26 protein-coding genes are annotated in these 24,797 nt (G+C 67.0%); 7 read left to right on the forward strand and 19 right to left on the reverse strand.

Annotation, left to right across the window (positions count from 1 at the left end; all coding sequences use genetic code 11):
• Window positions 1-60 precede the first annotated feature (60 nt).
• Both ACN20X_RS28910 and ACN20X_RS28915 read right to left on the reverse strand, forming a co-directional pair.
• Complete coding sequence (locus ACN20X_RS28910) at window positions 61-1,488, reverse strand: peptidylprolyl isomerase (protein ID WP_034365467.1); 1,428 nt, start codon at window positions 1,486-1,488, stop codon at window positions 61-63.
• 41 nt (window positions 1,489-1,529) lie between these two features.
• Window positions 1,530-3,965: an LPS-assembly protein LptD gene (locus ACN20X_RS28915; protein ID WP_016454205.1), complete on the reverse strand. Its 2,436-nt coding sequence runs from the start codon at window positions 3,963-3,965 to the stop codon at window positions 1,530-1,532.
• A gap of 92 nt (window positions 3,966-4,057) precedes the next feature.
• Between ACN20X_RS28915 and ACN20X_RS28920 the strand changes: the two genes are divergently transcribed.
• A complete protein-coding gene (locus tag ACN20X_RS28920; RefSeq protein WP_473210148.1) occupies window positions 4,058-5,155 on the forward strand; it encodes an aminoglycoside phosphotransferase family protein in 1,098 nt (365 codons plus the stop codon).
• Between the two features lie 13 nt (window positions 5,156-5,168).
• On the forward strand, window positions 5,169-5,921 hold the full coding sequence (locus tag ACN20X_RS28925; protein WP_016447237.1) for a 16S rRNA (uracil(1498)-N(3))-methyltransferase: 753 nt from the start codon (window positions 5,169-5,171) through the stop codon (window positions 5,919-5,921).
• Here ACN20X_RS28925 and ACN20X_RS28930 read toward each other — a convergent pair.
• Both ACN20X_RS28930 and ACN20X_RS28935 read right to left on the reverse strand, forming a co-directional pair.
• On the reverse strand, window positions 5,908-6,774 hold the full coding sequence (locus tag ACN20X_RS28930; RefSeq protein WP_046241499.1) for an alpha/beta hydrolase: 867 nt from the start codon (window positions 6,772-6,774) through the stop codon (window positions 5,908-5,910). The genes ACN20X_RS28925 and ACN20X_RS28930 overlap by 14 nt on opposite strands.
• Window positions 6,774-8,288: a M20 family metallopeptidase gene (locus ACN20X_RS28935; RefSeq protein WP_212645613.1), complete on the reverse strand. Its 1,515-nt coding sequence runs from the start codon at window positions 8,286-8,288 to the stop codon at window positions 6,774-6,776. The genes ACN20X_RS28930 and ACN20X_RS28935 overlap by 1 nt, the downstream gene beginning before the upstream one ends.
• Window positions 8,289-8,411: 123 nt before the next feature.
• Here ACN20X_RS28935 and ACN20X_RS28940 point away from each other — a divergent pair, with 123 nt between their 5' ends.
• A complete protein-coding gene (locus tag ACN20X_RS28940; protein WP_016447240.1) occupies window positions 8,412-8,801 on the forward strand; it encodes a MerR family transcriptional regulator in 390 nt (129 codons plus the stop codon).
• Between the two features lie 38 nt (window positions 8,802-8,839).
• Window positions 8,840-9,481, forward strand: coding sequence for an NAD(P)H-dependent oxidoreductase (locus tag ACN20X_RS28945; RefSeq protein ID WP_016447241.1), 642 nt, complete (start codon window positions 8,840-8,842; stop codon window positions 9,479-9,481).
• Here the strand turns inward: ACN20X_RS28945 and ACN20X_RS28950 are convergent.
• From ACN20X_RS28950 to ACN20X_RS28965, 4 genes are all read right to left on the reverse strand, one after another.
• Window positions 9,465-10,628 (reverse strand): glycerophosphodiester phosphodiesterase, encoded by a 1,164-nt coding sequence (locus tag ACN20X_RS28950; protein ID WP_473210149.1) that lies wholly within the window; start codon window positions 10,626-10,628, stop codon window positions 9,465-9,467. The two genes, ACN20X_RS28945 and ACN20X_RS28950, sit on opposite strands and share 17 nt — an antisense overlap.
• Before the next feature lie 70 nt (window positions 10,629-10,698).
• Window positions 10,699-11,283 (reverse strand): methionine biosynthesis protein MetW, encoded by a 585-nt coding sequence (metW, locus tag ACN20X_RS28955; RefSeq protein WP_012207840.1) that lies wholly within the window; start codon window positions 11,281-11,283, stop codon window positions 10,699-10,701.
• Window positions 11,280-12,428: a homoserine O-succinyltransferase MetX gene (metX, locus tag ACN20X_RS28960; RefSeq protein WP_026062280.1), complete on the reverse strand. Its 1,149-nt coding sequence runs from the start codon at window positions 12,426-12,428 to the stop codon at window positions 11,280-11,282. Before metX ends, metW begins: the two co-directional genes overlap by 4 nt.
• Window positions 12,429-12,534: 106 nt before the next feature.
• Entirely contained in the window at window positions 12,535-13,113 is a 579-nt protein-coding gene (locus tag ACN20X_RS28965; RefSeq protein WP_034348253.1) for a TMEM165/GDT1 family protein, read from the reverse strand.
• Window positions 13,114-13,606: 493 nt separating this feature from the next.
• Here ACN20X_RS28965 and ACN20X_RS28970 point away from each other — a divergent pair, with 493 nt between their 5' ends.
• Entirely contained in the window at window positions 13,607-13,972 is a 366-nt protein-coding gene (locus ACN20X_RS28970) for an RNA recognition motif domain-containing protein (protein WP_016447246.1), read from the forward strand.
• 255 nt (window positions 13,973-14,227) lie between these two features.
• Window positions 14,228-14,755, forward strand: coding sequence for an RNA recognition motif domain-containing protein (locus ACN20X_RS28975; protein WP_082001643.1), 528 nt, complete (start codon window positions 14,228-14,230; stop codon window positions 14,753-14,755).
• A 103-nt stretch (window positions 14,756-14,858) separates the two neighbouring features.
• On the opposite strand, the gene ACN20X_RS28980 is transcribed toward ACN20X_RS28975, so the two are convergent.
• The 4 genes from ACN20X_RS28980 to ACN20X_RS28995 are packed head-to-tail and all read right to left on the reverse strand — an operon-like array spanning window position 14,859 to window position 17,876.
• Window positions 14,859-15,659, reverse strand: coding sequence for an SDR family oxidoreductase (locus tag ACN20X_RS28980; protein WP_252651922.1), 801 nt, complete (start codon window positions 15,657-15,659; stop codon window positions 14,859-14,861).
• Window positions 15,660-15,700: 41 nt separating this feature from the next.
• Window positions 15,701-16,318, reverse strand: coding sequence for an LPS export ABC transporter periplasmic protein LptC (gene lptC, locus ACN20X_RS28985; RefSeq protein ID WP_252651923.1), 618 nt, complete (start codon window positions 16,316-16,318; stop codon window positions 15,701-15,703).
• Window positions 16,315-16,875, reverse strand: a complete 561-nt coding sequence (locus tag ACN20X_RS28990) for a KdsC family phosphatase (protein WP_016454196.1) — start codon at window positions 16,873-16,875, stop codon at window positions 16,315-16,317. Before ACN20X_RS28990 ends, lptC begins: the two co-directional genes overlap by 4 nt.
• A complete protein-coding gene (locus ACN20X_RS28995) occupies window positions 16,875-17,876 on the reverse strand; it encodes a KpsF/GutQ family sugar-phosphate isomerase (protein ID WP_016454195.1) in 1,002 nt (333 codons plus the stop codon). Before ACN20X_RS28995 ends, ACN20X_RS28990 begins: the two co-directional genes overlap by 1 nt.
• A 97-nt stretch (window positions 17,877-17,973) precedes the next feature.
• Here ACN20X_RS28995 and ACN20X_RS29000 point away from each other — a divergent pair, with 97 nt between their 5' ends.
• Window positions 17,974-18,531 carry an adenine phosphoribosyltransferase gene (locus ACN20X_RS29000; protein ID WP_017405006.1) on the forward strand — a complete coding sequence of 186 codons (558 nt, stop codon included), beginning with the start codon at window positions 17,974-17,976 and terminating at the stop codon, window positions 18,529-18,531.
• A gap of 17 nt (window positions 18,532-18,548) precedes the next feature.
• On the opposite strand, the gene ACN20X_RS29005 is transcribed toward ACN20X_RS29000, so the two are convergent.
• The 7 genes from ACN20X_RS29005 to rpmH form a co-directional block, all read right to left on the reverse strand.
• A complete protein-coding gene (locus ACN20X_RS29005; protein ID WP_016447253.1) occupies window positions 18,549-19,286 on the reverse strand; it encodes a hypothetical protein in 738 nt (245 codons plus the stop codon).
• 177 nt (window positions 19,287-19,463) lie between these two features.
• The gene (locus ACN20X_RS29010; protein ID WP_016447254.1) at window positions 19,464-19,943 is read right to left on the reverse strand and encodes a Crp/Fnr family transcriptional regulator; all 480 of its coding nucleotides are present in this window, start codon (window positions 19,941-19,943) and stop codon (window positions 19,464-19,466) included.
• Between the two features lie 222 nt (window positions 19,944-20,165).
• Window positions 20,166-21,587: a tRNA uridine-5-carboxymethylaminomethyl(34) synthesis GTPase MnmE gene (mnmE, locus tag ACN20X_RS29015; protein ID WP_017407040.1), complete on the reverse strand. Its 1,422-nt coding sequence runs from the start codon at window positions 21,585-21,587 to the stop codon at window positions 20,166-20,168.
• Window positions 21,588-21,687: 100 nt separating this feature from the next.
• The gene (gene yidC, locus ACN20X_RS29020) at window positions 21,688-23,397 is read right to left on the reverse strand and encodes a membrane protein insertase YidC (protein ID WP_016447256.1); all 1,710 of its coding nucleotides are present in this window, start codon (window positions 23,395-23,397) and stop codon (window positions 21,688-21,690) included.
• Entirely contained in the window at window positions 23,394-23,684 is a 291-nt protein-coding gene (yidD, locus tag ACN20X_RS29025) for a membrane protein insertion efficiency factor YidD (protein ID WP_016447257.1), read from the reverse strand. The genes yidC and yidD overlap by 4 nt, the downstream gene beginning before the upstream one ends.
• Entirely contained in the window at window positions 23,681-24,190 is a 510-nt protein-coding gene (locus tag ACN20X_RS29030) for a ribonuclease P protein component (protein WP_017407041.1), read from the reverse strand. Before ACN20X_RS29030 ends, yidD begins: the two co-directional genes overlap by 4 nt.
• Window positions 24,191-24,248: 58 nt before the next feature.
• Window positions 24,249-24,383, reverse strand: coding sequence for a 50S ribosomal protein L34 (gene rpmH / locus ACN20X_RS29035; RefSeq protein WP_012207856.1), 135 nt, complete (start codon window positions 24,381-24,383; stop codon window positions 24,249-24,251).
• Window positions 24,384-24,797: the final 414 nt, after the last annotated feature.

The raw sequence follows: 24,797 nt of genomic DNA on the forward strand, positions 1-24,797 counted from the left end.
TGCGCCATGGCACCGCCTTCCATTGTGGACTGCCGCAGCCATGGCTGCTTGGGGGGTGTCTTATTGCGGGGGCTCGCGGTACTCGACGTAGGCGCGGCCACGCAGCTCCTGCAGCCAGGTCTGGTAGTCAGTTTCGAGCTTGCGCTCGCGCACCACGTTGCGCACCATGTCGCGCTGCTCGCGCGGCGTCAGCGCGGCCTGGCGACGCTCGATGAGCTGGATCAGGTGCACACCGAAGCGCGAGACCAGCGGGTCGCTGACCTGCCCGGGCTGCAGCGCATTGAGCACCTGCTCGAACTCGGGCACGAACTGGCCGGGCGAGGCCCAGCCCAGATCGCCGCCGTTGCGCGCGCTGCCGTCCTGCGAGAACTCGCGGGCCAGCGATTCGAAGCTGGCCTGGCCGCTGTCCACGCGGCGCTTGTAGTCGGCCAGGCGCTTGGCGGCATCGGCCTCGGTCATCTGGTCGCCGATGCGCAGCAGGATGTGGCGCGCATGGTTTTGCGTGACCACGGAAGGCATGCCGGCCTGCGACTTCTCCAGCACCTTGAGCACGTGAAAGCCCGCGCCCGAACGGAAGGGGCCGACGATGCCGCCCTGCGGCGTCTGGCCCACGGCCTTGGTGAACAGTTCGGGGTAGCGGTCCAGCGGGCGCATGCCCATGGCGCCGCCGCCCTGGCCGTCGGGCACATCGGAGAACTCCTTGACCACGGCCAGGAAGTCGCCTTGCGTGCGGGCCGCCTCGGCAGCCTGCTTGGCGCGGGCTTCGCGCTCGGCCACTTCGGCGGGGCTGGCATCCTCGCGAACGGCGATCAGGATGTGGCCCAGGTTCACGGCCGCCGGCGCCTTGTCGGCGCCGCCGCTGCGCTGCTCGGCCAGGTAGCGGTCGATGTCGGCTTCGGTCACGCGCACGCGGCCGTCCACATCGCGCTCGCGCAGGCGCTGCAGCGTGATCTGGCGGCGCAGTTCTTCGCGGAACTGCTTTTCGTTCACGCCCTCGGCCCGCAGGCGTGACTGCAGGCCGGCCTTGTCCAGGCCGTTTTGCCGCGCCACATTGGTCAGCGCCTGGTCCACGGCGTAGTCATCCACGCGCAGGCCCGTGTCCTTGGCTTCCTGCAGCTGGGCCTTTTCCACGATCAGCCGCTCCAGCACCTCGCGGGCCAGCAGCGCCTCGGGCGGCATCTGGCCGCCCTGCTCGGCAATGTTCTGCGCCACGCGCGCCATGCGGGCCCGCACCTCGTTGTTGGTCACGGGCTCGGAGTTGACCACGGCCACGATGTAGTCGGCCGAGCGCACGCCGGCATTGCCGCCGCGATCACGCGACAAGGGCTGGTTGGTGGCGTCCAGCGCGCGCGAGACGGAGGCATCGCCGGCCTGGGGCGCCCTGGACTGGCCCGGAACACGCAGGCCTTGCGCCTGGGCTGTGGTGGCCAGCAAGGCCAGCGCCACAGCGGCCGCTGCGCAGCAATGGGTCTGGGAAAGAAAACGCATGGGAGAGATGCCTTGCAAAAAGCGTGTTTGGAGCCTTGGCTCTAATCGTAATTGGTGAAGCGGCTGGGCGGCGTCACCGACTCGCGCAGGTATTGGTAGCGCGGCACATTCTGCTTGAGGCTGCGCTGCGGGTCGGCACCCAGGCTCAGCCGCGAGAAGCCTACGAACTCGATCTGGAACAGCAGCCGGGTGTTGGACTGGGTGATGGAGCTTTGCAGGCGCTCCAGCACCACGCGGCCAATCCAGCAGCAGCCGTCGTACTCCAGCCCGACCACGGTATCGACGAGCTTGCGGTCCTTCAGGCTGTAGTTCAGCCGGCCCACCGTGTACCAGCGGCCGCCGCCCTGGCCACGGCCGGCCCCCAGGTCACGGCCCTTGTCGCCCCAGAGGTCGTTGATGGGCCATTGCCAGCCCACATCGACCAGCTTGCTGGCATCGGTGCGTGCCACGGTGTCGTACTGGGTACGGTAGGCCACGTTCACCGTGCGGTAGGAGCTGGGGCTGTAGCGCGCGCCGAAGGTGGTGCGCACCGGGCGGTTCAGGTCGCGGTTGTACTGGGTCGTGCCTTCGGTGGACCAGGCATCGGTCCAGTTGATGGCCGCACCCAGCAGCACGTCGGACAGCCGGCTGGTGGCAGGCACCTCGCCGGGCAGGATGACCTTCTGGTCGGAGAAACGCACGCGCTGCGCAATGCCGAAACGCGCCTTTTCCGCGCCCGTGGCCCCGTCGATCAGGCGTGTGGTCGCGCCCAGGGTCAGCAGGTGGTTGTCGGCAATGCGGTCCTGGCCGTTGTAGTCGTTTTCGGAGTAGATGCTCGCGAAGTTGAAGTCGTTGCGCGCCGTGTCGTACAGCGGCAGAAAGCTCTGGTCGCGGTAGGGCGTGTAGGTGTAGAAGGCGCGCGGCTCGAAGGTCTGCAGCAGCTGGCGGCCGAACAGCGTGGTGTCGCGCTCGAACACCAGGCCGCTGTCCACACTGACCGTGGGCAGCGTGCGCGAGGCATTGCGGCTGCCGTTGCTCATCAGGCGGTCCACCTGGTAGTTGCTGGTGTGCAACTGGATCCTGGGCGTGATGAAGGCGCCCGGCGACAGGAAGGGACGGCTCAGCTGCGCCTGCATGTAGCTGCGCTGGCCGTTGTTGTAGGTCATGCCGGCCAGGGGCTTGTCGATCTCGAAGCGCGTGGTGTCGGCCACGAAGCTGAAGTCCAGGCCGTGCGGCAGGTCCAGCGGCGTGTAGCGCCATTGCAGCTGCGGCTTCATGCCGTAGGGCGGGGCAATGGGCGCCGATGCGTCCTGCATGGTCTGCCAGTACAGGCTGCGCAGGGTCAGCACCCCGTCGCCACGCGCCCAGGATAGGTTCACGTCGCTGGGCAGCAGGCGCTCGCGCAGCGTACGGGCGGCCAGCGGGAAATCACGCCAGTAGTTGTCGTCGCTGACGCGGTTGAGGTTCATGTTCAACCCCAGGCCGCCGATGGGCGAGTTGATGACGCCCCGGTGCTGCAGCGAGTAGGCCCAGCGGTCACGGTCGCGCTGGCGGTCGCCCGGCATGTAGGCCGCGTAGGCCTCGCCCGAATAGGTGGGCTCCAGATAGCGGAACTGGGCGCCCAGGTTGACGCCGCGCTTGCTCATGACCGAGGGATACAGGGTCATGTCGCGGTTGGGCGCGAGGTTCCAGTAGTAGGGCTGCGTGTATTCGATGCCGCTGAGCTTGTCCAGGCCCATGGTGGGGGGCAGCAGGCCCGACTTGCGCTTGTCCGACAGCGGAAAGCTCATGCGCGGCACGGGCAGCACGGTCACGCCCTTGAACTGCAGGGCCGCGCCTTCGGCCACGCCGACTTCCTCGGCCATGTCGATGTGCAAGGTCCGGGCGCGCAGCATCCAGGCCGGCTGCCAGGTGGCTTCGTCATCGCGCTGGCAGGTGGTGTAGGTCGCGTCATGGACCACGGCATGGTCGCGGTCGATGAAGTCCACGCGCGAGGATTTGCCGTAGGCCCCGTTGGCCAGGAAGCGGTAGCCGGCGTTGTCGAAAAAGCCCTTGAAGGCATCGACCTGCAGGTCCAGCTGCGAGCCTTCGTAGACATTGCCGGCCTGGTTGATGTGCACGGCGCCCGAGGCATTGACGCGGTCGTCGGGCACCTGGTATTCGAGCCGGTCGGCGCGGATCATGGTGTCGCCGCGGCGCAGTTCGGCATTGCCCTCGATCACCGCATTGATGTCCGGCTGGCCGCTGAGCGCGTCGCCACGCACGTAGACGGGCTGCTGGGAGCGGACCGCCTCAGGGTAGGTTTCCTGCATCAGCGTGCTGGGGCGCAGCGGGCGCACCTGCTGCAGCCGGCCTTCATCGGCCGCAGCGGGCTGGGCCTGGGCCAGCGTCGAGCCACCGGCCCATGCGAGAGCCACAAGCCAGGCCAGCGGGCGTACAGCGGGGCGCGCGGGCGCGCGGGCAGCCAGCGGATCGGGGAGCGGCGGTCGGAGGTACACGGTGGTCAACAGCGGCGGGTGGACAAAGGCGCAAGCCTAGCATCACCGCCGGGCATTCGCCGGGGTGGCGGTTTGTAGAATCGCGATTATCCATGAGCCATCCAAACACCCCCACGGCCGGCGTTGTCTGGGCCGACCCCGCCCGCCATGCCGCCTTCGACGCCTGGCTGGCCCCGCTGTCCGCCCGCCACGCGCTGCGCCCCGAAACCCTGCGCCCTGCCTCGGCCGATGCCAGCTTTCGCCGCTATCTGCGCCTGGACACCGCCGCCGGCGCCAGCCTCATCGTCATGGATGCACCGCCGGACAAGGAAGACTGCGCGCCCTTCGCCAAGGTGCAGGCGCTGATGGCCTCGGCCGGCCTGGCCGTGCCGCAGATCCTGGACTGGGACGCCGTGCACGGCTTCATGCTGCTGTCCGACCTGGGCGGCCACACCGTCATCGAGGCGCTGGACCCGGAAAAGCCCCAGGACGCGGAAGCCTGGTACCGCTCGGCGCTGGAGGTGCTGCTGGCCTGGCAGACCGCCTCGCTCCCCGACGTGCTGCCCGCCTATGACGGCGCCCTGCTGCGCCGCGAACTGCAACTGTTCCCCGACTGGTACATCGCGCGCCACCGCGAGACCGTGCTCGACGACAGGCAGCAGGCCACGCTGGCCAAGGCCTTCGACCAGATCGTGGCCCACAACCTGGCGGCACCCAGCGTCTTCGTGCACCGCGACTTCATGACGCGCAATCTCATGCAGCCCGTGACCGCCAGCGGCCCGCTGGGCGTGCTGGACTTCCAGGATGCGGTCTACGGCCCGGTGACCTATGACATCGCCAGCCTGCTGCGCGATGCCTTCATCAGCTGGGAAGAGGACTTTGTCATCGACATTACCGTGCGTTACTGGGAAAAGGCACGCAAGTCGGGATTGGTGGGCGCGCGCAGCCAAAGCGGCTGGGGCGACGATTTCGGCGAGTTCTACCGTGGCGTGGAGTGGATGGGGCTGCAGCGCCACCTCAAGGTGGCCGGCATCTTTGCACGGCTGACATTGCGAGACGGCAAGCCCCGCTACCTGGCGGATACGCCGCGCTTCATCCACTACATCCGCGCCACCTGCAGCCGCTACCGCGAACTGACGCCGCTGCTGCGCCTGGTGGACCAGATCGAGAACATTCAGCCCCAGGTGGGCTGGGCCTACGGGCGCGTTTGAGGACAGGTACGCCATGCCACGCTTTCACTGCCCCATCGCGCTGCGCAGCGGCGACGACATCGAACTGCCGCCCGGTGCGGCGCGCCATGTGCAGGTGCTGCGCCTGCAGCCCGGCGACGGCATCACCCTCTTTCAGGGCCGTGCCGGCGAGGGCTTCAGCGGCGGCGAGTTCGAGGCCACGGTCCTGCGCATGGGCCGCAGCGACGTGGCCGTGCGCATAGGCGCGCACCACGCCGTGGAACGCGAACCGCTGCGCCCCGTGCACCTGCTGGCAGGCATCACGGCCAACGAACGCATGGACTGGCTGGTGGAGAAGGCCGCCGAGCTGGGCGCCGCCAGCATCACGCCGCTGGTGGCCGAGCGCAGCGTGCTCAAGCTCAAGGGCGAGCGCGCCGAGAAAAAGCTGGCGCACTGGCAGGCCGTGGCCGTGTCGGCCTGCGAGCAGTGCACACGCAACCGCGTGCCGCCGCTGCATGCGCCCACCGACCTGCAAGACTGGCTGGAGGGCGGCGCGAAACAGCTGCCGCCCGGCACGCTGCGGCTGCTGCTGTCGCTGGGCGAGGGAACCCGGCCGCTGGGCGAGATCGTGGACGCCATGGCCGAGGATGCGCCCGTGGTCTTTCTATCGGGCCCCGAAGGGGGCCTCTCTCCGGCCGAAGAGGCCCTGGCCCGCGCCCAGGGTTTCGTGCCCGTCACGCTGGGTCCACGCGTTCTGCGCGCGGAAACCGCGCCCTTGGCCGCGCTGGCGGCGCTCACGCTGGACTGAACCGGCCCAGCCACTGCCGCAGCCTTGCGAACACGGGCGCGGCGAAGGCATCGCTTTCGTTGAACAGCTCGTGGTAGGCGCCGTCAAAGCACTGCGCCTGCACCACGGCCGGCGGCGCACGGTCGGAAAAGGCCTGGCTGCCGGCCGGCGCCACCAGCCTGTCGTCCCCTGCCCACAGCAACAGGCTGGGCACACTCCAGCTGCCCGCACGGGCCAGCACCTGCGGGCCGCCCTGCGCCAGAAAGCGCGCCAGCCGTGCGCTGATGCGGTCGTGGCACAGCGGATCGGCGCGGTAGGCATCGCAGACCGCCACGTCATGCGAGAGATACGGAATCTGCAGGCCGTTGGACACGCGCAGATCGGGCAGCAGGTGCGGCAGCGTGCCAACGAGCAATTTCTGGATCGGCGACAGACCCACATCGAGGGCTGGCGAGGACAGCACCAGCGCATCGACAGGCCGGATGGCCCGGGCCACGAACAGCGCCGCCACCAGACCGCCCAGGCTGTGGCCCAACAGCACCAGCGGCTGGCCGGCCGGTTGCCGGGCGCGCGTGTCATCCACCACGGCCGCCAGGTCGTCCAGAAGCCGGTTGTCGCCCGTCAGGCCACCGCGCGGCCCTGCCGAGCGTCCGTGGCCATATTGGTCGTAGCCGCGTACGGCATAGCCCCAGGCATTGAGCCGCTGGGCCAGTGCCGCATAGCGGCCGATGTGCTCGCCCAGGCCGTGCACCAGCAGCACGGTGGCGCGCGCCGGGCCCTCGCCGGCAGGCCAATCGCACAGTGACAGCTCGGCGCCGTCGCCGGATGCCAGGCGTGTGACCTGGCCTTCCGGCGCGGGGGCAGACGCTGCCATTACGCCACGCCGGCAGTGCCGGCACCGGCTTCGGAAGCTGCCTGCGTCACGGCCATGGCGGCGATCACCTGGGCCACGGCGGCCGTGAGCTTCTTGGCATAGGGCACGTGCAGGAATTCATTGGGGCCGTGGGCGTTGCTCTTGGGGCCGAGCACGCCGCAGACCATCATCTGGGCCTTGGGAAAGCCCTGGCTGAGCATGTTCATCAGCGGAATCGTGCCGCCCTGCCCGATGTAGCCGCAGGAGGCGCCGAAATGCGCCTGGCTGGCGGCGTTGAGCGCGTCCTCGAACCAGCCGTCCATGGCTGGCGCATTCCAGCCGCTGGCACCCGACAGCCCTTGCCAGGTCACACGGGCCTGGTAGGGCGCGTTGTCCTCCAGCAGCGCCTTCATCTCCTGCACGCAGGCGGCGGCATCGACCAGGGGCGGCAGGCGCAGGCTGAGCTTGAAGGCCGTGTAGGGCCGCAGCACGTTGCCGGCATCCTGCAGCGCGGGCAGGCCCTCTGCGCCTGTGACACTCAGCGTGGGCTCCCAGGTGCGCTTGACCAGCGCCTGCACCGGGTCGGTGGTGGTGGGCAGGGCAAACAGCGTGGAGCCGCCGCAGTCGTAGTGCGCCCAGGGAAAGCGCGCATAGGTCTCCTCGCCGAGGATGGCCGCCGTGGCGCGCATCTGGGCCATGCGGTCGGCCGGGACCTCGCAGTGGAAGCTGGCGGGCAGCAGGCGCCCGGTCTTGCTGTCCTCCAGACGGTCCAGCACCTGGCGCAGGATGCGGAAGGACGACGGCACGACGCCCGAGGCATCGCCCGAGTGCACGCCCTCCGTGAGGATCTCCACCTTCAGCGTGCCGCTGGCCATGCCGCGCAGGCTGGTGGTCAGCCACAGCTGGTCGTAGTTGCCGGCGCCGCTGTCCAGGCAGATCACCAGGCCCACATCGCCCAGGCGCGGACGCAGGGCATCGACATAGGGCAACAGGTCGCGCGAGCCGCTTTCCTCGCAGGTCTCGATCAGGCCCAGGATGCGCGGGTGCGGCACGCCCTGGCGCTTGAGCTCCTGCACGGCGGCAATGCTGGCGTAGACCGCGTAGCCATCATCGGCACCGCCGCGCCCGTACAGCTTTCCGTTCTCGTACTTGGGCGTCCACGGACCCAGGTCGCTGCGCCAGCCGTCGAACTCGGGCTGCTTGTCCAGATGGCCGTACATCAGCACCGTGGGGCTGGAGGCCGCCTTGTCCTGCGTGCCTTCCACCTCGAAGAACAGCACTGGCGTGCGGCCCGGCTGACGCACGATCTCCAGCGTCAGGCCGGCCACCTTCTGCGCCTGCACCCAGTCGGCCGCATTGCGCAGCACGGTCTCCAGGTGGCCCTGCTGCTCCCAGTCGGGCGCGAACATGGGCGACTTGGCGGGAATGGCGATGTACTCGGTCAGCGCCGGGACGATGCGCTCGTCCCAGGAGCGGCTGATCCGGTCCAGCGCGGCTGCGGGCTGCAGCAGTTGTGAAGGAGTGCGTGCATTCATGGTGGGTCCTCGTGTCAGGGATGGGCGCACCGTTCGAGCGAAGCCAGCGCCGCGATCCGGTCATTGTGCGCCAACGCCATGCAGACCATGAGAGCCCGGCGCCAGCGACTACGATCACGCCCCATGTATATCGGAGAACTCGCCCGACGCGCCGGCTGCTCGCCCAAGGCCGTCAGGCTCTATGAATCACGGGGCCTGCTCGGTGCCGTGGCGCGGGCAGGCAGCTACCGCGTGTATGGACAGCAGGATCTGGTGCTGGTGCAGCGCATCCGCCAGGCGCTGGGGCTGGGCTTTCGACTCGACGAGCTGCATGGCCTGCAGCGCCTGGACCACGCCGACAGCTGGGACGCGCTGGCCCGGCTGCTGCGCGGCCGCCGCGAGCAGGTGCAGGCGCAGATGCAGCACCTTCAGGGACTGCAGACGCAGCTGGCCGCACTGGAGCGTGAGCTGCTCGAATGCCGCCTGGAGCCGGCGGATTCCAGAGAACGCGCCTGCGAAACCGCCATGGCTTGATCCAGGGTCTTGACCCTGCCCCTTGGGGCAAGGCGAACATGGCCGCCATGTCTCCAAGCACCACGCACCCCCATCATCCCCAGCGCATCCTGATCATCCTCGGCCACCCGTCGGCCGGCAGCCTGTGCGCCGGCCTGGCCGATGCCTACGCCCAGGGCGCACGCGACAGCGGTGCCCAAGTGCGCACGCTGCGCCTGGGCGAACTGGAATTCGACCCGCTGCTGCGCGCCGGCTATCGCCAGGATCAGCCCCTGGAGCCTGACCTGCAGCAGGCCCAGGCCGACATCCTGTGGGCCAGCCACCTGGCCTGGGTCTATCCGACCTGGTGGGGCGGCCTGCCGGCCTTGCTCAAGGGCTTCATCGACCGCATCTTTCTGCCGGGCTTCGCCTTCAAGTACCGCAAGGGCTCGATGCTGTGGGACCGGCTGCTGGCCGGCCGCACCGCCGATCTGCTGGTGAGCATGGATTCCCCGCCCTGGTATTACCGCTGGCTGGCGCACATGCCGGGCCATCACCAGATGCGCCGTGCCATCCTGGAGTTCAGCGGCATCCGGCCCGTGCGCATACACAGTTTCGGACCCGTGCTCGGCGCCGATGCCGCACGCCGCCAGCAGTGGCTGGAGCAGGCGCAGGCAGCGGGCCGGCGCACGGCAGCACGTCCGGTCAAGGCCGCGACTTGAGCAAAGCGTCAATGGCGGCTCGCCCCCCCGACGGGTCGTCGGTGAAGATGCCATCGATGCCCGTGCGCAGGAAATCGTCCATGTCGGCGCGCGCATTGCCACGCCGGGCGCCGTCCTGTGCGGGCGGCGATTTCAGGCTCAGGGGAAGGAAGGCGTTCTCGGGCCGCAGCGTCCAGGGATGGACCAGCAGCCCCGCGCGATGGGCATCGGCCACCAGCGCAGTGGGCGCGGCATTCGCACCCTGCACCACAGGGATCACCATGCTTTTGCTCGGCCCTATGCCGTTGGCGTAGCGCGCAATCTCGGCCAGGCCTGCGGGCGTGACCATGTCGGCATAGCCGGGGCCCGTGCCGCGTGCCACGCTGTCATAGGGCTTGCCCTTGGGCGCCAGCAACTGCACCAGGCGCAGGTTGCTGCGCGCACGGATCCAGCGCAGGTTCTCGACCTCGAAGGACTGCACGAACACCGGCGCCTGCGCATGGTTCCAGCCGTTGTCCGCGAGCAGCTTGAGCAGCGCGGGCTCCAGCGGCAGGCCGATGGACTGGAAGTAGCTCGGGTGCTTGGTCTCGGGATAGATGCCGATGGTGCGGCTCGTGCGTGCGCTCTCGGCTCGGGCCAGGTCGATGACCTCCTGCAGCGTGGGCACCTCGAAACGGTCATTGAACTGCACATTCGCCGGGCGGATCGCCGGGATGCGTTCGCGCGCACGCAGCGTCTTCAACTCGGCCAGCGTGAAATCCTCCACGAACCAGCCCGTGATCGCCTGCCCGTCGATGGTTTTGGTGGTCTTGCGCGCCGCGAACTCGGGACGGTCGGCCACATTGGTGGTGGCCTCCTTGAGGCTGCCGTCGGCCGCCAGGATGGCGATGGCGTTCTCATGCCGCGCCACCAGCACGCCATCGCGCGTGATGACCAGGTCGGGCTCGATGAAGTCGGCGCCCGCGCGTATGGCCTCGCGGTATGCCTCCAGCGTGTGCTCTGGCCGCAGCGCCGATGCGCCGCGATGGGCGATCAGCGCGGGCCGGGGCGGCCAGTCGGCAGCGGCATCGCTTCGGGCGGGCGCCTGCGGTGCGGCGCAGCCGGCCACCAGCAGGCCGGCGGCCGCGCCGGCCAGGACCAGCGCGCGGCGGCGTGGGAGGTTGTCCATGTCTGTCTCCGGGGTCTCGGGGCATTCGATTGTGCGCGCCGGGGATGACACGGGCATGGCCCGCCTGCGCTCAGGCGTGCTCGAAATGGAAGACCGCCGTGCCCGCCATGAGATTGGGCAGGGTACGCACGCTGCGGCCATCCTGCAGGCCGAAGGAGTCCAGTATGCGCAGCCGGTTCCGGGTGGCCAGCACCTCGAAGTCCTTGTAGGTGCCCACGCGGATGTTGGGCGTGTCATACCACTGGTAGGGCAGGCGCCGCGTCACCGGCATGCGCCCGCGCAGCACGGACAGGCGGTTGGGCCAGTGCGCGAAGTTGGGGAAGGCGACGATGCCCGCGCGCCCTATGCGCGCCGTCTCCTGCAGCATGGTCTCGGCATTGCGCAGATGCTGCAGCGTGTCGATCTGCAGCACCACGTCGAAGCTGTTGTCCTGGAAGATGGCCAGGCCGTCCTCCAGATTCAGCTGCAGCACGTTCACGCCCCGGCGCACGCAGGCCAGCACGTTGGCGTCATCCAGCTCCACGCCGTAGCCGGTGCAGCCACGCTCGCGCTGAAGGTGCGACAGCAGGGCGCCATCGCCGCAGCCCAGGTCGAGCACGCGCGAGCCCTTGGGGATCAGGCGCGCAATCGCCTGCATGGTGTTCAGCTCGGTCATGCGGCCTCCTTGGCGGCTGTCGTGGTTTCCTGGGCGATGCCGTCGAAGTAGGAGCGCATCACGTTCATGTAGCGGGGGTCGTCGAGCAGGAAGGCGTCATGGCCGTGGGGCGCGTCGATCTCGGCATAGCTGACGTCGCGGTTGTTCTCCAGCAGCGACTTCACGATCTCGCGGCTGCGTGCGGGCGCGAAGCGCCAGTCGGTGGTGAAGCTGACCAGCAAAAAGCCGGCCTTGGCCACCGACAGCGCCTGGGTCAGGTCGCCGCCATGCGTGCGCGCCGGGTCGAAGTAGTCGAGCGCGCGCGTGATCAGCAGGTAGGTATTGGCGTCGAAGTAGCTGCTGAACTTCTCGCCCTGGTAGCGCAGGTAGCTCTCGATCTGGAACTCCACGTCCTGCGTGCTGTACTTCAGGTCCAGGCCCTCCCTCAGCTGGCGGCCGAACTTCTGGTTCATCACGTCGTCGCTCAGGTAGGTGATGTGGCCGATCATGCGGGCGATGCGCAGGCCGCGCGCCGGCACCACGCCATGCTCGTAGAAATGCCCGCCATGGAAATCCGGATCGGTGACGATGGCGCGCCGCGCCACCTCGTTGAAGGCGATGTTCTCCGCATTGAGGTTGGGCGCGCTGGCCACGACCACGGCATGGCGCATGCGGTCCGGATGGCGCAGCGACCAGGACAGCGCCTGCATGCCGCCCAGGCTGCCGCCCAGCACCGCGGCCAGCTGCGCTATGCCCAGCCGGTCCAGCAGCCGGGCCTGGGCGTCCACCCAATCCTCCACGGTGACCACGGGAAAGTCGGCGCCATAGATCCTGCCGGTGTCCGGATGCGCGTGCATGGGGCCCGTGGAGCCAAAGCACGAGCCCAGGTTGTTCACGCCGATCACGAAGAACCGGTTCGTGTCCACGGGCTTGCCGGGGCCGATCATGTTGTCCCACCAGCCCTCGCTCTTGGGCTGGCCCTCGTACACGCCGGCCACATGGTGGGAGGCGTTGAGCGCATGGCAGACCAGCACGGCATTGCTGCGGTCGGCGTTGAGCTGCCCGTAGGTCTCGTAGGCGAGGTCGTAGTCACGGATCGAGCCGCCGCCCTGCAGCGGCAGCGGCTCGTCGAAGTGCATGGATTGTGGTGTGGCGATGAAGGACATGAAAAAACCCGGCATCGCTAAAAACGAGGCCGGGTTCTCTGGTGTCGTCTTTAGCTGGATTTATAAAGCGCCCGCAAGCAGAAGCAAATCGGCGCATGAAGAATCATTATGCCAAAACGCCTGCCCCCGGAAGGAACAGGGCCAGCACGCCCAGCACCAGGAAGATCACGGCCGAGATCACATGCACCAGCCGGATGGGCACGCGCTTGACCAGCTTGTCGCCCAGCCACACCACGGGAGCGTTGGCCAGCATCATGCCCAGCGTGGTGCCCGCCACCACCCACAGGTAGGCGTTGTACTTGGCCGCCAGCATCACGGTGGCAATCTGCGTCTTGTCGCCCATCTCGGCCAGGAAGAAGGCCACCAGCGTCGTGCCGAAGACGCCCCAGCGCGAATGCCCGGAGACCTCGTCCTCGTCGAGCTTGTCGGGGATCAGCATCCAGACCGCCATGGCGATGAAGGACAGGCCCAGGATCCAGCGCATGGCGTTCTCGCCAAGATAGCTGGTGATCCAGGCGCCCACGGCACCGGCCAGCGCATGGTTGACCAGGGTTGCCACGAAAATGCCCGCAACGATGGGCCAGGGTTTGCGAAAACGCGCGGCGAGCACCAGCGACAGCAGCTGGGTCTTGTCCCCCATCTCGGCAAGCGCGACGACGGAGGTTGAAATCAGGAAGGCTTCCATGGTGTGGGGATTTATCCGGCCGGATAGAGCACGCATTGACCACGCTCCGACTCCGGCCTTTGGATCGGTGCGCGGTCAATGGTCTCGATCGGTCACACGCAGCATTGCACTGCGCGCCGCATACGCCATAGGCCAGCGAAGGCCCAAGTTTGTTGACGCATGCATCCGGCTGCTGAGCCGAACGATCTACTCCCCAAAGACTGAGCCGGCGATCATAGCAGCCCTCGGATCTGCATGCCGGCCCCCACTGCCGCCAAGGCACTTGCTTATGCGCTGCCGCAATTTCAGGGTAACTCCCAGGGGCATTCTGTGGCGGGCACGACGAATTTTTGCGAAACAGTAATAACGTGCGAAAACTTCTGCCACATAATGGGCGAGCTTTCGTTCGGGCTTCGGCTCAATGAGTGCTAGTGCGTTTGCGTCTCTAACGTTGTCATCCCGTGTTGACTCCCTAGGGCTCCATCGCGTTTTCCAGTTTTTTCAGGAGTCCTCCATGGGCAACAAGCTTTACGTCGGCAACCTGCCGTACACCTTCCGTGACAGCGATCTGGAGCAAGCCTTCAGCGAATTCGGCGCCGTTAACAGCGCCAAGGTAATGATGGAGCGCGACACCGGCCGTTCCAAGGGTTTCGGCTTCGTCGAAATGGGCAGCGATGCCGAAGCACAAGCTGCTATCCAAGGCCTGCACGGCCAAAACCGCGGCGGCCGTGACCTGGTGGTCAACGAAGCCCGCCCGATGGAGCCCCGCGCTCCCCGTAGCGGCGGCTTCGGCGGCGGCTTCGGCGGCGGCGGCGGTGGCGGCTTCGGCGGTGGCAACCGCGACGGCGGCTACGGCGGTGGCCGTCGCAACAGCTACTAAGCTCTCGCTTAGAGCATGCGTTAGCAAAAAAAGGGGCCCTCTGGGCCCCTTTTTTGTTGCCAAACGTTATCAGCTTGTGTTTTCGAGCATTTATCTTTTTGATTTTTGTGCTTCATAATTTAGTTTCGGGCAGACCCGTTCGAACGCTATGTGTTTAGGAAGGTTGGCCAGGCTCTTGTATACAAGGAACCTGATGTCTGTGCGTCCTGAAGCCGAGCGCAAACCAGTGAGCATTGAGGAGTTGAGGAGTTTTTGATGGGCAATAAGCTTTACGTCGGCAACCTTCCCTATGGTGTGCGTGACAACGACTTGGAGCAGGCATTCAGCCAGTTCGGCGCTGTCACCAGCGCCCGGGTCATGATGGAGCGCGACACAGGCCGTTCCAAGGGATTCGGGTTTGTCGAGATGGGCAGTGATGCCGAGGCTCAGGCTGCCGTTCAGGGCATGAATGGCCAGCCATTGGGCGGACGCAGCCTCGTGGTGAACGAAGCACGTCCCATGGAGCCTCGCCCCCCGCGTTCGGGCGGCTTTGGCGGCGGTGGCGGCGGCTATGGCCGTGGTGATGGCGGCGGTGGCGGTTACGGTGGCGGTGGCCGCGGTGATGGCGGTGGCTACGGACGCGGTGACGGTGGCGACCGTGGCGGCTATGGCCGTGGCGACGGCGGCGGTGGCGGCGGCTACGGCGGTCGTGGCGACGGCGGATTCCGCAGCCCTTATGGCTCCGGCCCCCGCAATGGCGGCCGTGGCGGCGGCTGGGGAAACAACAATAACAACGGGGAATGAGATCCACGGTTCTCAGTGTTACCCCGAATCAAAAAGGCTCCTTCATGGAGCCTTTTTTACGCACAAGATGCGTGCATGAACATATTCCGAACGGCAATGGGCATCAGGGATTTTCCAAATGCCGATGTTTGCGCTTCCGTCCTACAAGCAGCCTGTCGAATATCGCGTTGGGGAGAATTTTCATCAACCGCCCCACCCAGGCCATTTGCCATGGAATGATGACCAGACTGCGGCGAGCTTCAATGGCACGCCAGGCCCTTGCGGAAAGCTCCTGCGGCTCCAATAGGAATGGCATGCCATAGCGGTTACCACGCGTGAGGGGTGTATCCACATAGCCAGGAAGCAATGTCGTGACTTTTACGCCACTACTGCGCAATTCACCGCGAAGGCTTTCGCAATAGGCAATGACTGCAGCCTTGCTGGCGCAATAAGCGCCGTGTCCTGGCAGGCCGCGCAGCCCGGCCACACTGGAAATTCCGACCAGTTGCCCGCTTCCACGCTGCACCATGGGTGCGATGAAGGGGTGGAAGCTGGCCACAACCCCCATCGTGTTGACGGCCAGCACCTGCTGCATGGTGTCGATGTCCTCGCGCATCGAGGTGTCCACGCCCCAGCTGACGCCAGCATTGGCGATCACGACATCGGGCAGGCCCTGCTGCTGCTCGCAGCGCCGGGCGGCGGCGATGATGCTGTCAGGCACGCCCACATCAGCCTCGTAGAGGGCGAAACGCGAGGAGTCCAGGCCCTGTTGCGCAGCCCATTGCGCCATCACGTCGCCGCGCCGAGCCACCAGCGCCAGCGACCAGCCTTGCTGGTAGGCGTGCCAGGCCAGGGCCTGGCCTATGCCGCTGGATGCGCCGGTGATGAAGGCCAGGGGTGCCGGGCTGCGCGAGGATGTCGTCATGGCTTGTTCTCCATCGGCACGCCTGCGCTTGCGCTGGCGCCTTACTTGGTCCTGGAAGGCTGCAGGGTGCCGCGCACGCGGCCCTGCAGTTTCATGACCAGATCCAGGTTGCTGTAGTGCATGCTGTCGGCCGTGAAGCGGTCCTTGCCACGGGTCAGCACCACGGGCTGGTTGGAACTCACGCGCTCCTCGTTGGGCCAGGCGTGCAGGAATTCGCCCTGGAATTGCAACTGCGGCTGCGGCTGTTTACCTGCTGTCACAAATGGCTCTCGCGTGACGATGGCATTGCCGAACATCTGCACCTCGGAACCATCGGCATTGCTCAGCGCCCGGTTCGCACTGCCGCGCGTGATGCGGCCTTCGGGCGAGACCGCGAACATGCGGACGTTGTCGATTTCAAGCGTGTCGGTATCGGGATAGTGGCGGCCCATGCTGCCCTCGATCTGGCTCTTCAGACGCCCCGTGGCATCGAAGCTCTTGATCGAGAAATCCTTCATGAAATAGTCGGGCTCGTGCGCCACGGCCTTTTCGGTGCCGCTGGCCAGGGGCTGCGGCGCATTGCGCACCAGCCACCAGGTGCCCAGCGCCAGCAGGCCCATCAGCAGCACGGGCAGGTACAGGGAAAGCCGGTCACCGACGCGGCGCCAGGCCTGGATCATGATGCGTATTCCGCCAGCAGCCCGGCATAGGCGCCACGCGCGGCCAGCAGCAGGTCGCACAGCTGGCGCACCGCTCCTTCACCGCCGCTGCGCGGCGTGACCCAATCGGCCACGGCCAGCACTTCGTCATGGGCGTTGGCCGGTGCGCAGGCGAAGGCGGAGCGCCGCATCACGGGCAGGTCCGGCCAGTCGTCGCCCATGGCTGCCGCCTGGTGCCATTGCAGGCCCAGCTCCTTCAGGATGGCCTCGGCGGCAGGCACCTTGTCTTCCGTGCCAAAGCGCGCATGCGTGACGCCCAGATTGCTCAGCCGCAGGCGAAGCGCGGGCGAATCGCGGCCCGTCACCACGGCGGGCGTGATGCCAGCCTTTTGCAGCAGTTTCAGACCATGGCCGTCCAGCGTGTTGAAGCGCTTGAGCACTTCGCCTTCGCCAGAGAACAGCAGGCCGCCATCGGTCAGCACGCCATCGACATCGAAGAATGCCACCCGCACGTCCTGCGCCAGCAGCAGCAGTGGTGCGTCCCAGTTCTGCACGGGCGTCAAGGGAGCGCGTGCCATCAGATTACCTTGGCGCGCATCAGGTCGCGGATATGGACCACGCCGCGCAGCTGGTGCTGCGCATCGGCCACCAGCACGGCAGTGATGCCGTGCTCCTCCATCATGCTGGCGGCGTCGACGGCCAGCGCGTCTTCGGCGATGGTGCGGGGGCCCTTGTGCATGACATCGCCGGCCTGCAGCGCGCGCAGGTCGGTGCCGGCCTCGACACGGCGGCGCAGGTCTCCGTCGGTGAAGATGCCTTGCAGCACGCCTGCCGCATCGACGATGGCCGAGCAGCCCAGGCCCTTGGCGCTCATCTCGCGCATCAACTCGACAAAGCTGGCATCGGCCCCGACCTTGGGCAGCTCTTTGCCGCTGCGCATGACATCGCGCACATGGGTCAGCAGCTTGCGGCCCAGCGCGCCGCCCGGATGGGAGCGCGCAAAGTCCTCGGCGCCAAAGCCGCGTGCATCGAGCAGTGCCACGGCAAGGGCGTCGCCCATGGCCATCTGCGCGGTGGTGCTGGCCGTGGGTGCCAGGTTCAAAGGGCAGGCCTCGCGCTCCACACGGGTGTCCAGCACCCAGTCGGCATGGCGGGCCAGCGTGGACTGCGCGCCGCCGGTCATGGCCACCAGGGGTATGCCCTGGCGCTTGATGGCAGGCAGCAGCACGGTGAGTTCATCGGCCTCGCCGCTGTTGGACAGCGCCAGTACCAGATCGATGCCGGTCACCATGCCCAGGTCGCCATGGCTGGCCTCGCCCGGATGCACGAAGAAGGCGGGAGTGCCCGTGGATGCCAGGGTGGCCGCCACCTTGCGCCCGACGTGGCCACTCTTGCCCATGCCCATCACGACGACGCGGCCGGACAGGCTCAGGATGCGCTGCACCACTTCACCGAACACGCCATCCAGGCGCTGCGACATGGCAAGAAGGGCATCGGCCTCGATGCCCAGGGTGTCGCGGGCCAAGCGCAGGACCCTGGACGTATCCAGCGCATTCAAGGTGACAGCATCAGAATTCATCTGGAAGATTTTAGGCGGTCTGGCTACCCGGCGGCGGCGGCCCCCATCGGGCGTCTGGGTACACTGGCCCGTTCTTTCCAGCCCCCGATCCAGCGCCATGCACACCACCCTCAGCGTCAACGACTACCTGCGATCGCACATACGCACCGTGCCCGACTGGCCGGCGCCCGGCGTGCAGTTCCGCGACATCACGCCGCTGCTGCAGGACCCCCAGGTCTTTCGCGTGATGACCGACGCCTTCGTGCACCGCTACATGCAGCGCGGCATGCGCCCCGACGTGGTGGCAGGGCTCGATGCACGCGGCTTCATCCTGGGTGCCGTGGTGGCCCACGAGCTGGGCGTTGGCTTTGTGCCCATCCGCAAGAAGGGCAAGCTGCCGTTCACCACGGTGGAGGAAACCTATGAGCTCGAATACGGCAGCGCCACGGTGGAGCTGCACACAGATGCCGTCAAGACCGGCGATCGCGTACTGCTGATCGACGACCTGATCGCCACCGGCGGCACCATGATGGCCGGCAAGAGATTGCTGGAAAAGCTGGGCGCCACGGTGATCGAGGGCGCGGCCATCGTGGATCTGCCCGAACTGGGCGGCTCCACCCTGCTGCGCGATGGCGGCCTGCCGCTGTTCACGCTGGTGGATTTCGCCGGCCACTGAATCAGGCCGGCGCCCGGTCAGCGCAGTTCGCCGTACTGGGTGACACCCAGGTCCAGATGGTCCAGCGTGCTGTGGTGAAAGTCCGCGCCGCGTTCGCCTGCGCCCGGCCCGAGCAAGGGGCCCGAGCGGCGCACGCCGGCGGGCGCCGCAGCTGCAGAGCCCGCACCACGGGCTGCAGCGGGCATGGCCGCCACGGCCATCTTGAAGGCGGCCATTTCCTGATCGTCTATGGGCTCGAACGGCGCCGTGTCCTGCCTGCGGCGCTGGGGCGCCACGGCCTCCATCGCAGCCACGGCGGGGACGGCCACGGGCTGGACGGGACGCGGTGTGCGCACGGCCACGGAATGCACCTGGGCCTGGGCGGCAGCGTTCTGGTCGCTGACCCGCCAGTACACGGCTGTCACGACCGCGCCCATGCGGGCCTTGGCCGCCTGGGCCAGCATGGCCTCGATCTCGCTGAGCCGAGCGGTTTCGCTGGCATAGGCCCGTGCCAGGTCCATCATCACCACGAAGCGCTGGCCCACGCTGTCCAGCGAGAGCACCTTGAACTTGTAGCTGGCCGACAACACCCCGGCACGCACCATGACATCGCGCACCACGCCATAGAGCTGCTCACGGCGCTCGGACCGCTCGCTGCGGCGCCCGGCCGCGACGGCATCACGGCGTGCCGCGGGGTTGGCCTGGCCATCGTTTCCAGGCGAACCACGGCCCTGTTCGGGCAAAGGCTTGCGGGAAAACCAGTTGAACACAGACATGGGGGCTCTCATTGTCACGAATAGTCACAAACTCGCGGCATTGTGCCTGCAACTTGGCGACATTTTGAGCACAGGTGTTGCAAAAACCGCTGTATCAATTTGTCGCAGAGCAAAGCCCGGTCTGTAATCCCACCCGGCCCCCGGAGAGCCTTCGCCCAAGTGCCGTTCAGGTGCTGCTCAGGTGCTCGCCACCCGGCGGCGGCTGTCCACCGCGCGTCGCGCCAGGACCTGGCCGGCGGCCATGACCAGGGCCAGCGCCACCCCGGGCTGGCGGTTGCTGAGTTCGGCGAAGCGCATGGCCGTCAGGCACCACAGGCGCCCCGGCGCGGCAGCCTGCACGGTGGCGTGGCGCGCGCGGTGCGCGAAGAAGGCGCCCTCGCCCAGGATGGAGCCCGGACCGACGATGGCCAGGCGGATGCGCTCCTTGGCATCCTGGTAGTGCACGCTGAGGCTGCCGGACTCCACGAAGTACAGATTGCGGTCCAGCGAACCTTCGGCAAACAGCAGCTCGCCCGCGGCCAGAGTGACGGGCACCAGGTAAGGTGCCAGCAGATCCCACTGCTCCGAGGTCAGCGCGTTCTGCACACCGTCGACAGCCACGGCCGACGACATGGCCTGGGCCAAGGGCCGCAAATCATTGTGGGAGGAAGAAGACATGGCGGATCCGGTTCGAAGTGGGCCGCGTACCCGCTCCGGGACGGCACCCGGCGACAGGCAGCGGCAAGGGCCGCTGCGGCACGCCGCATGCTAAGCGACGGCAGCGTGCACGCCAATGCCGGCGCGTGGGTTTTCGACGGCAAATTTTGTAGCAAAAGATAAATATTGCCGCCATCCCATCAGCCGTGCTGGGCATGCCGCGCTCAGCCCGCATCCCTTCTGTCACTTGCCAATGCAAAAGCTCGAGAAGATCACACCCAGCAGGTCATCCGAGCTGAATTCCCCGGTGATGGAGTTCAGCGAGACCTGGGCCAGGCGCAGTTCCTCGGCCAGCAGGTCCAGATGGGCGGCCTGGGCCGCCAGCTGCAGCTCGGCCTCTTCCAGGTGCGCGGCCACGGCCTGCAGCGCCTCCACATGGCGTGCGCGCGCCAGGTACAGGCCTTCGGGAGCGGACTGCCATCCGGCCACATCCAGCAGGCGCCGGCGCAGCGCATCCAGGCCGTCGCCAGTGCGTGCCGACAGCGCCACGCTGCCTTCGCGCCCGCCATGCGCCTGCAGCTGGGCCGGCTCGGCGCGATCGGTCTTGTTCCAGACATCGATCACGGGCACCTGGCCCGGCAGCTTCTGGGCCAGGGTTTCGGCGATGGCCGCGTCCGCGGCCAGATAGTCGTTGTCGCCCATGCGCGTGAGGTCGTGCAGGAAGAGCACGGCATCGGCCGCGGCGATCTCGTCCCAGGCGCGCGCGATGCCGATGCGCTCGACCTCGTCGCTGCTCTCGCGCAGGCCTGCCGTGTCGATCACATGCAGGGGCACGCCCTCGATCTGGATGGTCTGCTGCACCTTGTCGCGCGTGGTGCCGGCGATGGGCGTGACGATGGCCAGCTCGGCACCGGCCAGCGCATTGAGCAGCGAGCTCTTGCCCGCATTGGGCTGCCCTGCGATCACGACCTTGATGCCTTCGCGCAGCAGCGCACCCTGGTGGGCGCGCGACAGCACCTGGTCCAGCTTGCCGCGCAGCCGCGCGAGCTGGCCGCTGGCATCGGCCTTTTGCAGGAAGTCGATCTCTTCCTCGGGAAAGTCCAGCGTGGCCTCGACCAGCATGCGCAGGTGCACCAGCGCATCGCGCAGGCCATGAATCTCCTCGGAGAAGGCTCCCGACAGCGAGCGGCTCGCGCTGCGCGCGGCGGCCTCGGTGCTGGCGTCGATCAGGTCGGCAATGGCTTCGGCCTGGGCCAGATCGATCTTGTCGTTGAGAAAGGCACGTTCGGTGAATTCCCCAGGCTGGGCCAGGCGCAGGCCAGGCAGTACGCTGCGATGGCCTTCGAGAGGCTCTTGCGCCGCCTCCAGGCAGCGTGCCAGCAGCAGCTGCAGCACGACCGGGCCGCCGTGGGCCTGCAGCTCCAGCACGTCCTCGCCGGTGTAGCTGTGCGGCGCCGGGAAGAACAGGGCCAGGCCGTGGTCTATGGGTCCGCCTGCGGCATCGCGCAACGGCAGGTAGGTGGCCTCGCGCGGCTTGAGGTCGCGCCCGCACAGCACCCGCACCAGCGGCGCCACCCCCTTGCCGGAGACGCGCACGATGCCCACGGCGCCGCGCCCCGGAGCGGTGGCGATGGCGGCAATGGGGTCGTTGTGGCGGGGCAGCATGGATGGAGCTTTCTTGGGAAGGGATTTCAGGCCGCCGATGATAGGCCGCCCATGAAAAAAGCCCGCCGAAGCGGGCTTTGGAGCCAGGGCCTTCGCAGGCTTACTTGGCAGGCTTGGTCTTGCCGAAGTTGGGCAGATTGAACTGCGGCGGCACGCCCATGCGGGTGTTGATGATCCACTGCTGGGCAATGGACAGGATGTTGTTCGTCAGCCAGTACAGCACCAGGCCGGCCGGGAAGAAGAAGAACATCACGCTGAAGACCAGGGGCATGATCCACATCATCTTGGCCTGCATCGGATCCGGCGGAGCGGGGTTCAGCGCGGTCTGCAGCAGCGACGACAGGGTCATCAGCACGGGCAGGATGAACAGCGGGTCCTTGGCCGACAGGTCGGTGATCCAGCCGATCCAGGGCGCGTTGCGGATTTCCACGCTGGACAGCAGCACCCAGTACAGCGCGATGAACACCGGGATCTGGATGATGATGGGCAGGCAGCCGCCCATGGGGTTGACCTTTTCCTCGCGGTAGATGCGCATCATCTCCTGCTGCATCTGCTGGGGCTTGTCCTTGAGGCGCTCGCGCATTTCCATGATGCGCGGGTTGATGGCCTTCATCTTGGCCATCGAGGAGTAGGCCTTGGCATTGAGCCAGTAGAAGGCGATCTTCAGCAGCAGCACCAGGGCCACGATGGACCAGCCCCAGTTGCCCAGGAAACCGTGCAGCTTGTCCAGCAGCCAGTAAAGCGGCTTGGCCAGGATGGTCAGCCAGCCATAGTCCTTGACCAGCTCCAGGCCGGGGGCCAGAGCCTCCAGGCGCTTTTCGATCTGGGGTCCGGCAAACAGGCGCGCTTCCACGCTCTTGCTCTGGCCGGGCTCGATGGTGCCCACGGGCGTGATCATGCCGACGGCGTAGAGGTTGCTGTCCACCTTGCGCAGGAAGTTCTCGCGCTGCACGCCTTCGGCCAGCAGCCAGGCGCTGGCGAAGTAATGCTGGACCATGGCCACGTAGCCGCCCGAGGACGACTTCTCGACGCTGGCCTTGCCGTTTTCGATGTCCTTGAACTCGACCTTCTGGTACTTCTTCTCGTCGGTGTAGACGGCCGGGCCCGTGAAGGTGGAGTACATGGTGGACTCTTCGCCTTCGGGCTTGTTGCCGTCGCGCACCAGCTGCAGGTACAGCTGCGGGTTCACGGCAGTCGTGCCGGTGTTCACCACTTCATGGCGCACGCCGATGTCGTAGGCACCGCGCTTGAGCGTCCAGATCTTGACCAGCTTCACGCCGCCCATGTCGGGCGACTCGAAGCGAAGCTCCATCTGGTCCTCGCCGTCCTTGAGCTCGCGTGCACCGGGCAGCGCGGTCATGGTCGTCTTGTGCGTGGGGAAACCGCCGCCGATCAGGCCCGACTGGCCCAGATACACACGGTGCACGCTCTCGTCGAACAGCACGACCGGCTTGTCCTTGTGGGCGGAATCGGCGTACTTGAGCAGCTCGGCATGGCGCAGCGTGCCGCCCTGGCTGTCGAAGGTCAGGCGCAGCACGTCGGTGCTGATGGTCACGTTCTGGCGCGGAGCAGCCTCGGGCGCGGCAGCGCCGCCAGGCACTTCGCCGGCACCGGCCGTTGCCGCAGTCGCTGCCGAGGGCACGCTGGCGTCGCCGGGCGCCTTGCCCGTTTCAGGTGCCGGGGCCGTGGCCACGGCCGGCGCGGGGAAGAAAGTGGCCTTCTTGCCGTTGTGCACTTGCCATTTGTCCCATAGCAAGACCAGCGAAAAGCCAAATATCACCCACAGGATGGTGCGGCGAATATCGTTCATGAAGACTTCTTAGGTGAGGAAGGTTGGGTGTTTTCGGGCGCAGCCGTCAGGCTGGTGAACAGCCTGGGCTTGTGCTCTGGCACAGGGTCATGCCCCCCGTCACACCACGGATGACAGCGCGCCAGTCGGCGCAGTGTCAGGTAGGAGCCTACCGCAGCGCCGTGTTGCTCCAGCGCTTCAAGGGAATAGGCAGAGCAGGTCGGCGTGAAGCGGCAGGCCGAGCCCAGCCAGGGACTGAGCATCAGCCGATAGCCACGCACCAGCGCCATCAGCAGCCGCTGCATCATGGCGTGGCTCCGGCAGGCTCGCCAGCGGCAGCGGCCGGCTCCTGCGCTGGCTGAGGCAACCCGGGTGCCGGCTGCGACAGGCGTTTCGCGGCATGGGCGAACAGCTGCTGCAGCTCGGCACGAACCGCCTGCTTGAGCACATCGGACGTGGCGCTCACGAACTGGCGCCGGTCAAAGCCCGAGCGCAATCGCACCACATGCGCGCCATGGAGCATCAAGGCCTCGTGCTCGCCGCCCACGGCGTAGATCTGCCGCTTGATGGTGTGGCGTGTCACCGATCGGCGCGCCCAGCGCTTGGGCACCATGGCACCCAGCCAGGCATCCCGGCGCACCGCGCCAACGCCGAACAGGGCCTGCGGATCTTGCGATCCGGGCCCTGTCGGTGGCGGCATGGCAGCGACCTGCTCCGTCAGAACGAGACGGTGCAGGGCGAAGTGCGCGGTACGCGAAATCGTACCGGCAGCCATGGCGGCCTGAAACTGCGGACGTGTTTTCAGCCGTTGCATTCCAGCACCCCTTTCAGGGGTTCAGTGCAGCGAGCAAACCGCCCAGCAATGGCTGGCCTTAGACGGCCAGACGCTTGCGGCCCTTGGCGCGGCGAGCGTTGATCACGGCGCGGCCGCCCTTGGTCTTCATGCGGACCAGAAAGCCGTGGGTGCGGGCGCGACGGGTCTTGGAGGGTTGGTAAGTACGTTTCATGTTGGTTCCTAGAGAAGGTTCAGTTTTGCACCGGTCCCGTATCCGGCACGCTACACGCAGTGCAGCCAGCAGCCGCCACAAAGGCAAACCGCCAGGCCACCTGCCAAAAATCTGCACGATGCACTTGCCATGTGCGGCCAGGAGCGCGAACCGGGAAGGTTTCGCCCAAGGCAACCAGCAGCAGCATGCAGACCCGATGCAGACGGGCGGGACATATCACCCTGAACACATTCAGGGAAACCCGCGATTATCACAGCGTTGCCCACTTGATGCAATGCCCTTCGAACCCGAAGGATGCCTGCCCATTTTGCGACAGGGCAGAGGACAAGCTCCTGATATTTTGTGGATAACTTCCGCAAAAGCTACAATGGCAGCCTCGCAACAGTTCCTCCTATCCACAACTAGACTTCGACA

This window comes from Delftia sp. PX-1 (assembly GCF_055797465.1).

What these genes read in the sequence shown, in the direction of transcription:
- ACN20X_RS28910 (WP_034365467.1), bottom strand. Translation starts at nt 1,488, where the DNA reads ATGCGTTTTCTTTCCCAGACCCATTGCTGCGCAGCGGCCGCTGTGGCG.
- ACN20X_RS28920 (WP_473210148.1), top strand. Translation starts at nt 4,058, where the DNA reads ATGAGCCATCCAAACACCCCCACGGCCGGCGTTGTCTGGGCCGACCCC.
- ACN20X_RS28925 (WP_016447237.1), top strand. Translation starts at nt 5,169, where the DNA reads ATGCCACGCTTTCACTGCCCCATCGCGCTGCGCAGCGGCGACGACATC.
- ACN20X_RS28930 (WP_046241499.1), bottom strand. Translation starts at nt 6,774, where the DNA reads ATGGCAGCGTCTGCCCCCGCGCCGGAAGGCCAGGTCACACGCCTGGCA.
- ACN20X_RS28935 (WP_212645613.1), bottom strand. Translation starts at nt 8,288, where the DNA reads ATGAATGCACGCACTCCTTCACAACTGCTGCAGCCCGCAGCCGCGCTG.
- ACN20X_RS28940 (WP_016447240.1), top strand. Translation starts at nt 8,412, where the DNA reads ATGTATATCGGAGAACTCGCCCGACGCGCCGGCTGCTCGCCCAAGGCC.
- ACN20X_RS28945 (WP_016447241.1), top strand. Translation starts at nt 8,840, where the DNA reads ATGGCCGCCATGTCTCCAAGCACCACGCACCCCCATCATCCCCAGCGC.
- ACN20X_RS28950 (WP_473210149.1), bottom strand. Translation starts at nt 10,628, where the DNA reads ATGGACAACCTCCCACGCCGCCGCGCGCTGGTCCTGGCCGGCGCGGCC.
- metW (WP_012207840.1), bottom strand. Translation starts at nt 11,283, where the DNA reads ATGACCGAGCTGAACACCATGCAGGCGATTGCGCGCCTGATCCCCAAG.
- metX (WP_026062280.1), bottom strand. Translation starts at nt 12,428, where the DNA reads ATGTCCTTCATCGCCACACCACAATCCATGCACTTCGACGAGCCGCTG.
- ACN20X_RS28965 (WP_034348253.1), bottom strand. Translation starts at nt 13,113, where the DNA reads ATGGAAGCCTTCCTGATTTCAACCTCCGTCGTCGCGCTTGCCGAGATG.
- ACN20X_RS28970 (WP_016447246.1), top strand. Translation starts at nt 13,607, where the DNA reads ATGGGCAACAAGCTTTACGTCGGCAACCTGCCGTACACCTTCCGTGAC.
- ACN20X_RS28975 (WP_082001643.1), top strand. Translation starts at nt 14,228, where the DNA reads ATGGGCAATAAGCTTTACGTCGGCAACCTTCCCTATGGTGTGCGTGAC.
- ACN20X_RS28980 (WP_252651922.1), bottom strand. Translation starts at nt 15,659, where the DNA reads ATGACGACATCCTCGCGCAGCCCGGCACCCCTGGCCTTCATCACCGGC.
- lptC (WP_252651923.1), bottom strand. Translation starts at nt 16,318, where the DNA reads ATGATCCAGGCCTGGCGCCGCGTCGGTGACCGGCTTTCCCTGTACCTG.
- ACN20X_RS28990 (WP_016454196.1), bottom strand. Translation starts at nt 16,875, where the DNA reads ATGGCACGCGCTCCCTTGACGCCCGTGCAGAACTGGGACGCACCACTG.
- ACN20X_RS28995 (WP_016454195.1), bottom strand. Translation starts at nt 17,876, where the DNA reads ATGAATTCTGATGCTGTCACCTTGAATGCGCTGGATACGTCCAGGGTC.
- ACN20X_RS29000 (WP_017405006.1), top strand. Translation starts at nt 17,974, where the DNA reads ATGCACACCACCCTCAGCGTCAACGACTACCTGCGATCGCACATACGC.
- ACN20X_RS29005 (WP_016447253.1), bottom strand. Translation starts at nt 19,286, where the DNA reads ATGTCTGTGTTCAACTGGTTTTCCCGCAAGCCTTTGCCCGAACAGGGC.
- ACN20X_RS29010 (WP_016447254.1), bottom strand. Translation starts at nt 19,943, where the DNA reads ATGTCTTCTTCCTCCCACAATGATTTGCGGCCCTTGGCCCAGGCCATG.
- mnmE (WP_017407040.1), bottom strand. Translation starts at nt 21,587, where the DNA reads ATGCTGCCCCGCCACAACGACCCCATTGCCGCCATCGCCACCGCTCCG.
- yidC (WP_016447256.1), bottom strand. Translation starts at nt 23,397, where the DNA reads ATGAACGATATTCGCCGCACCATCCTGTGGGTGATATTTGGCTTTTCG.
- yidD (WP_016447257.1), bottom strand. Translation starts at nt 23,684, where the DNA reads ATGATGCAGCGGCTGCTGATGGCGCTGGTGCGTGGCTATCGGCTGATG.
- ACN20X_RS29030 (WP_017407041.1), bottom strand. Translation starts at nt 24,190, where the DNA reads ATGCAACGGCTGAAAACACGTCCGCAGTTTCAGGCCGCCATGGCTGCC.
- rpmH (WP_012207856.1), bottom strand. Translation starts at nt 24,383, where the DNA reads ATGAAACGTACTTACCAACCCTCCAAGACCCGTCGCGCCCGCACCCAC.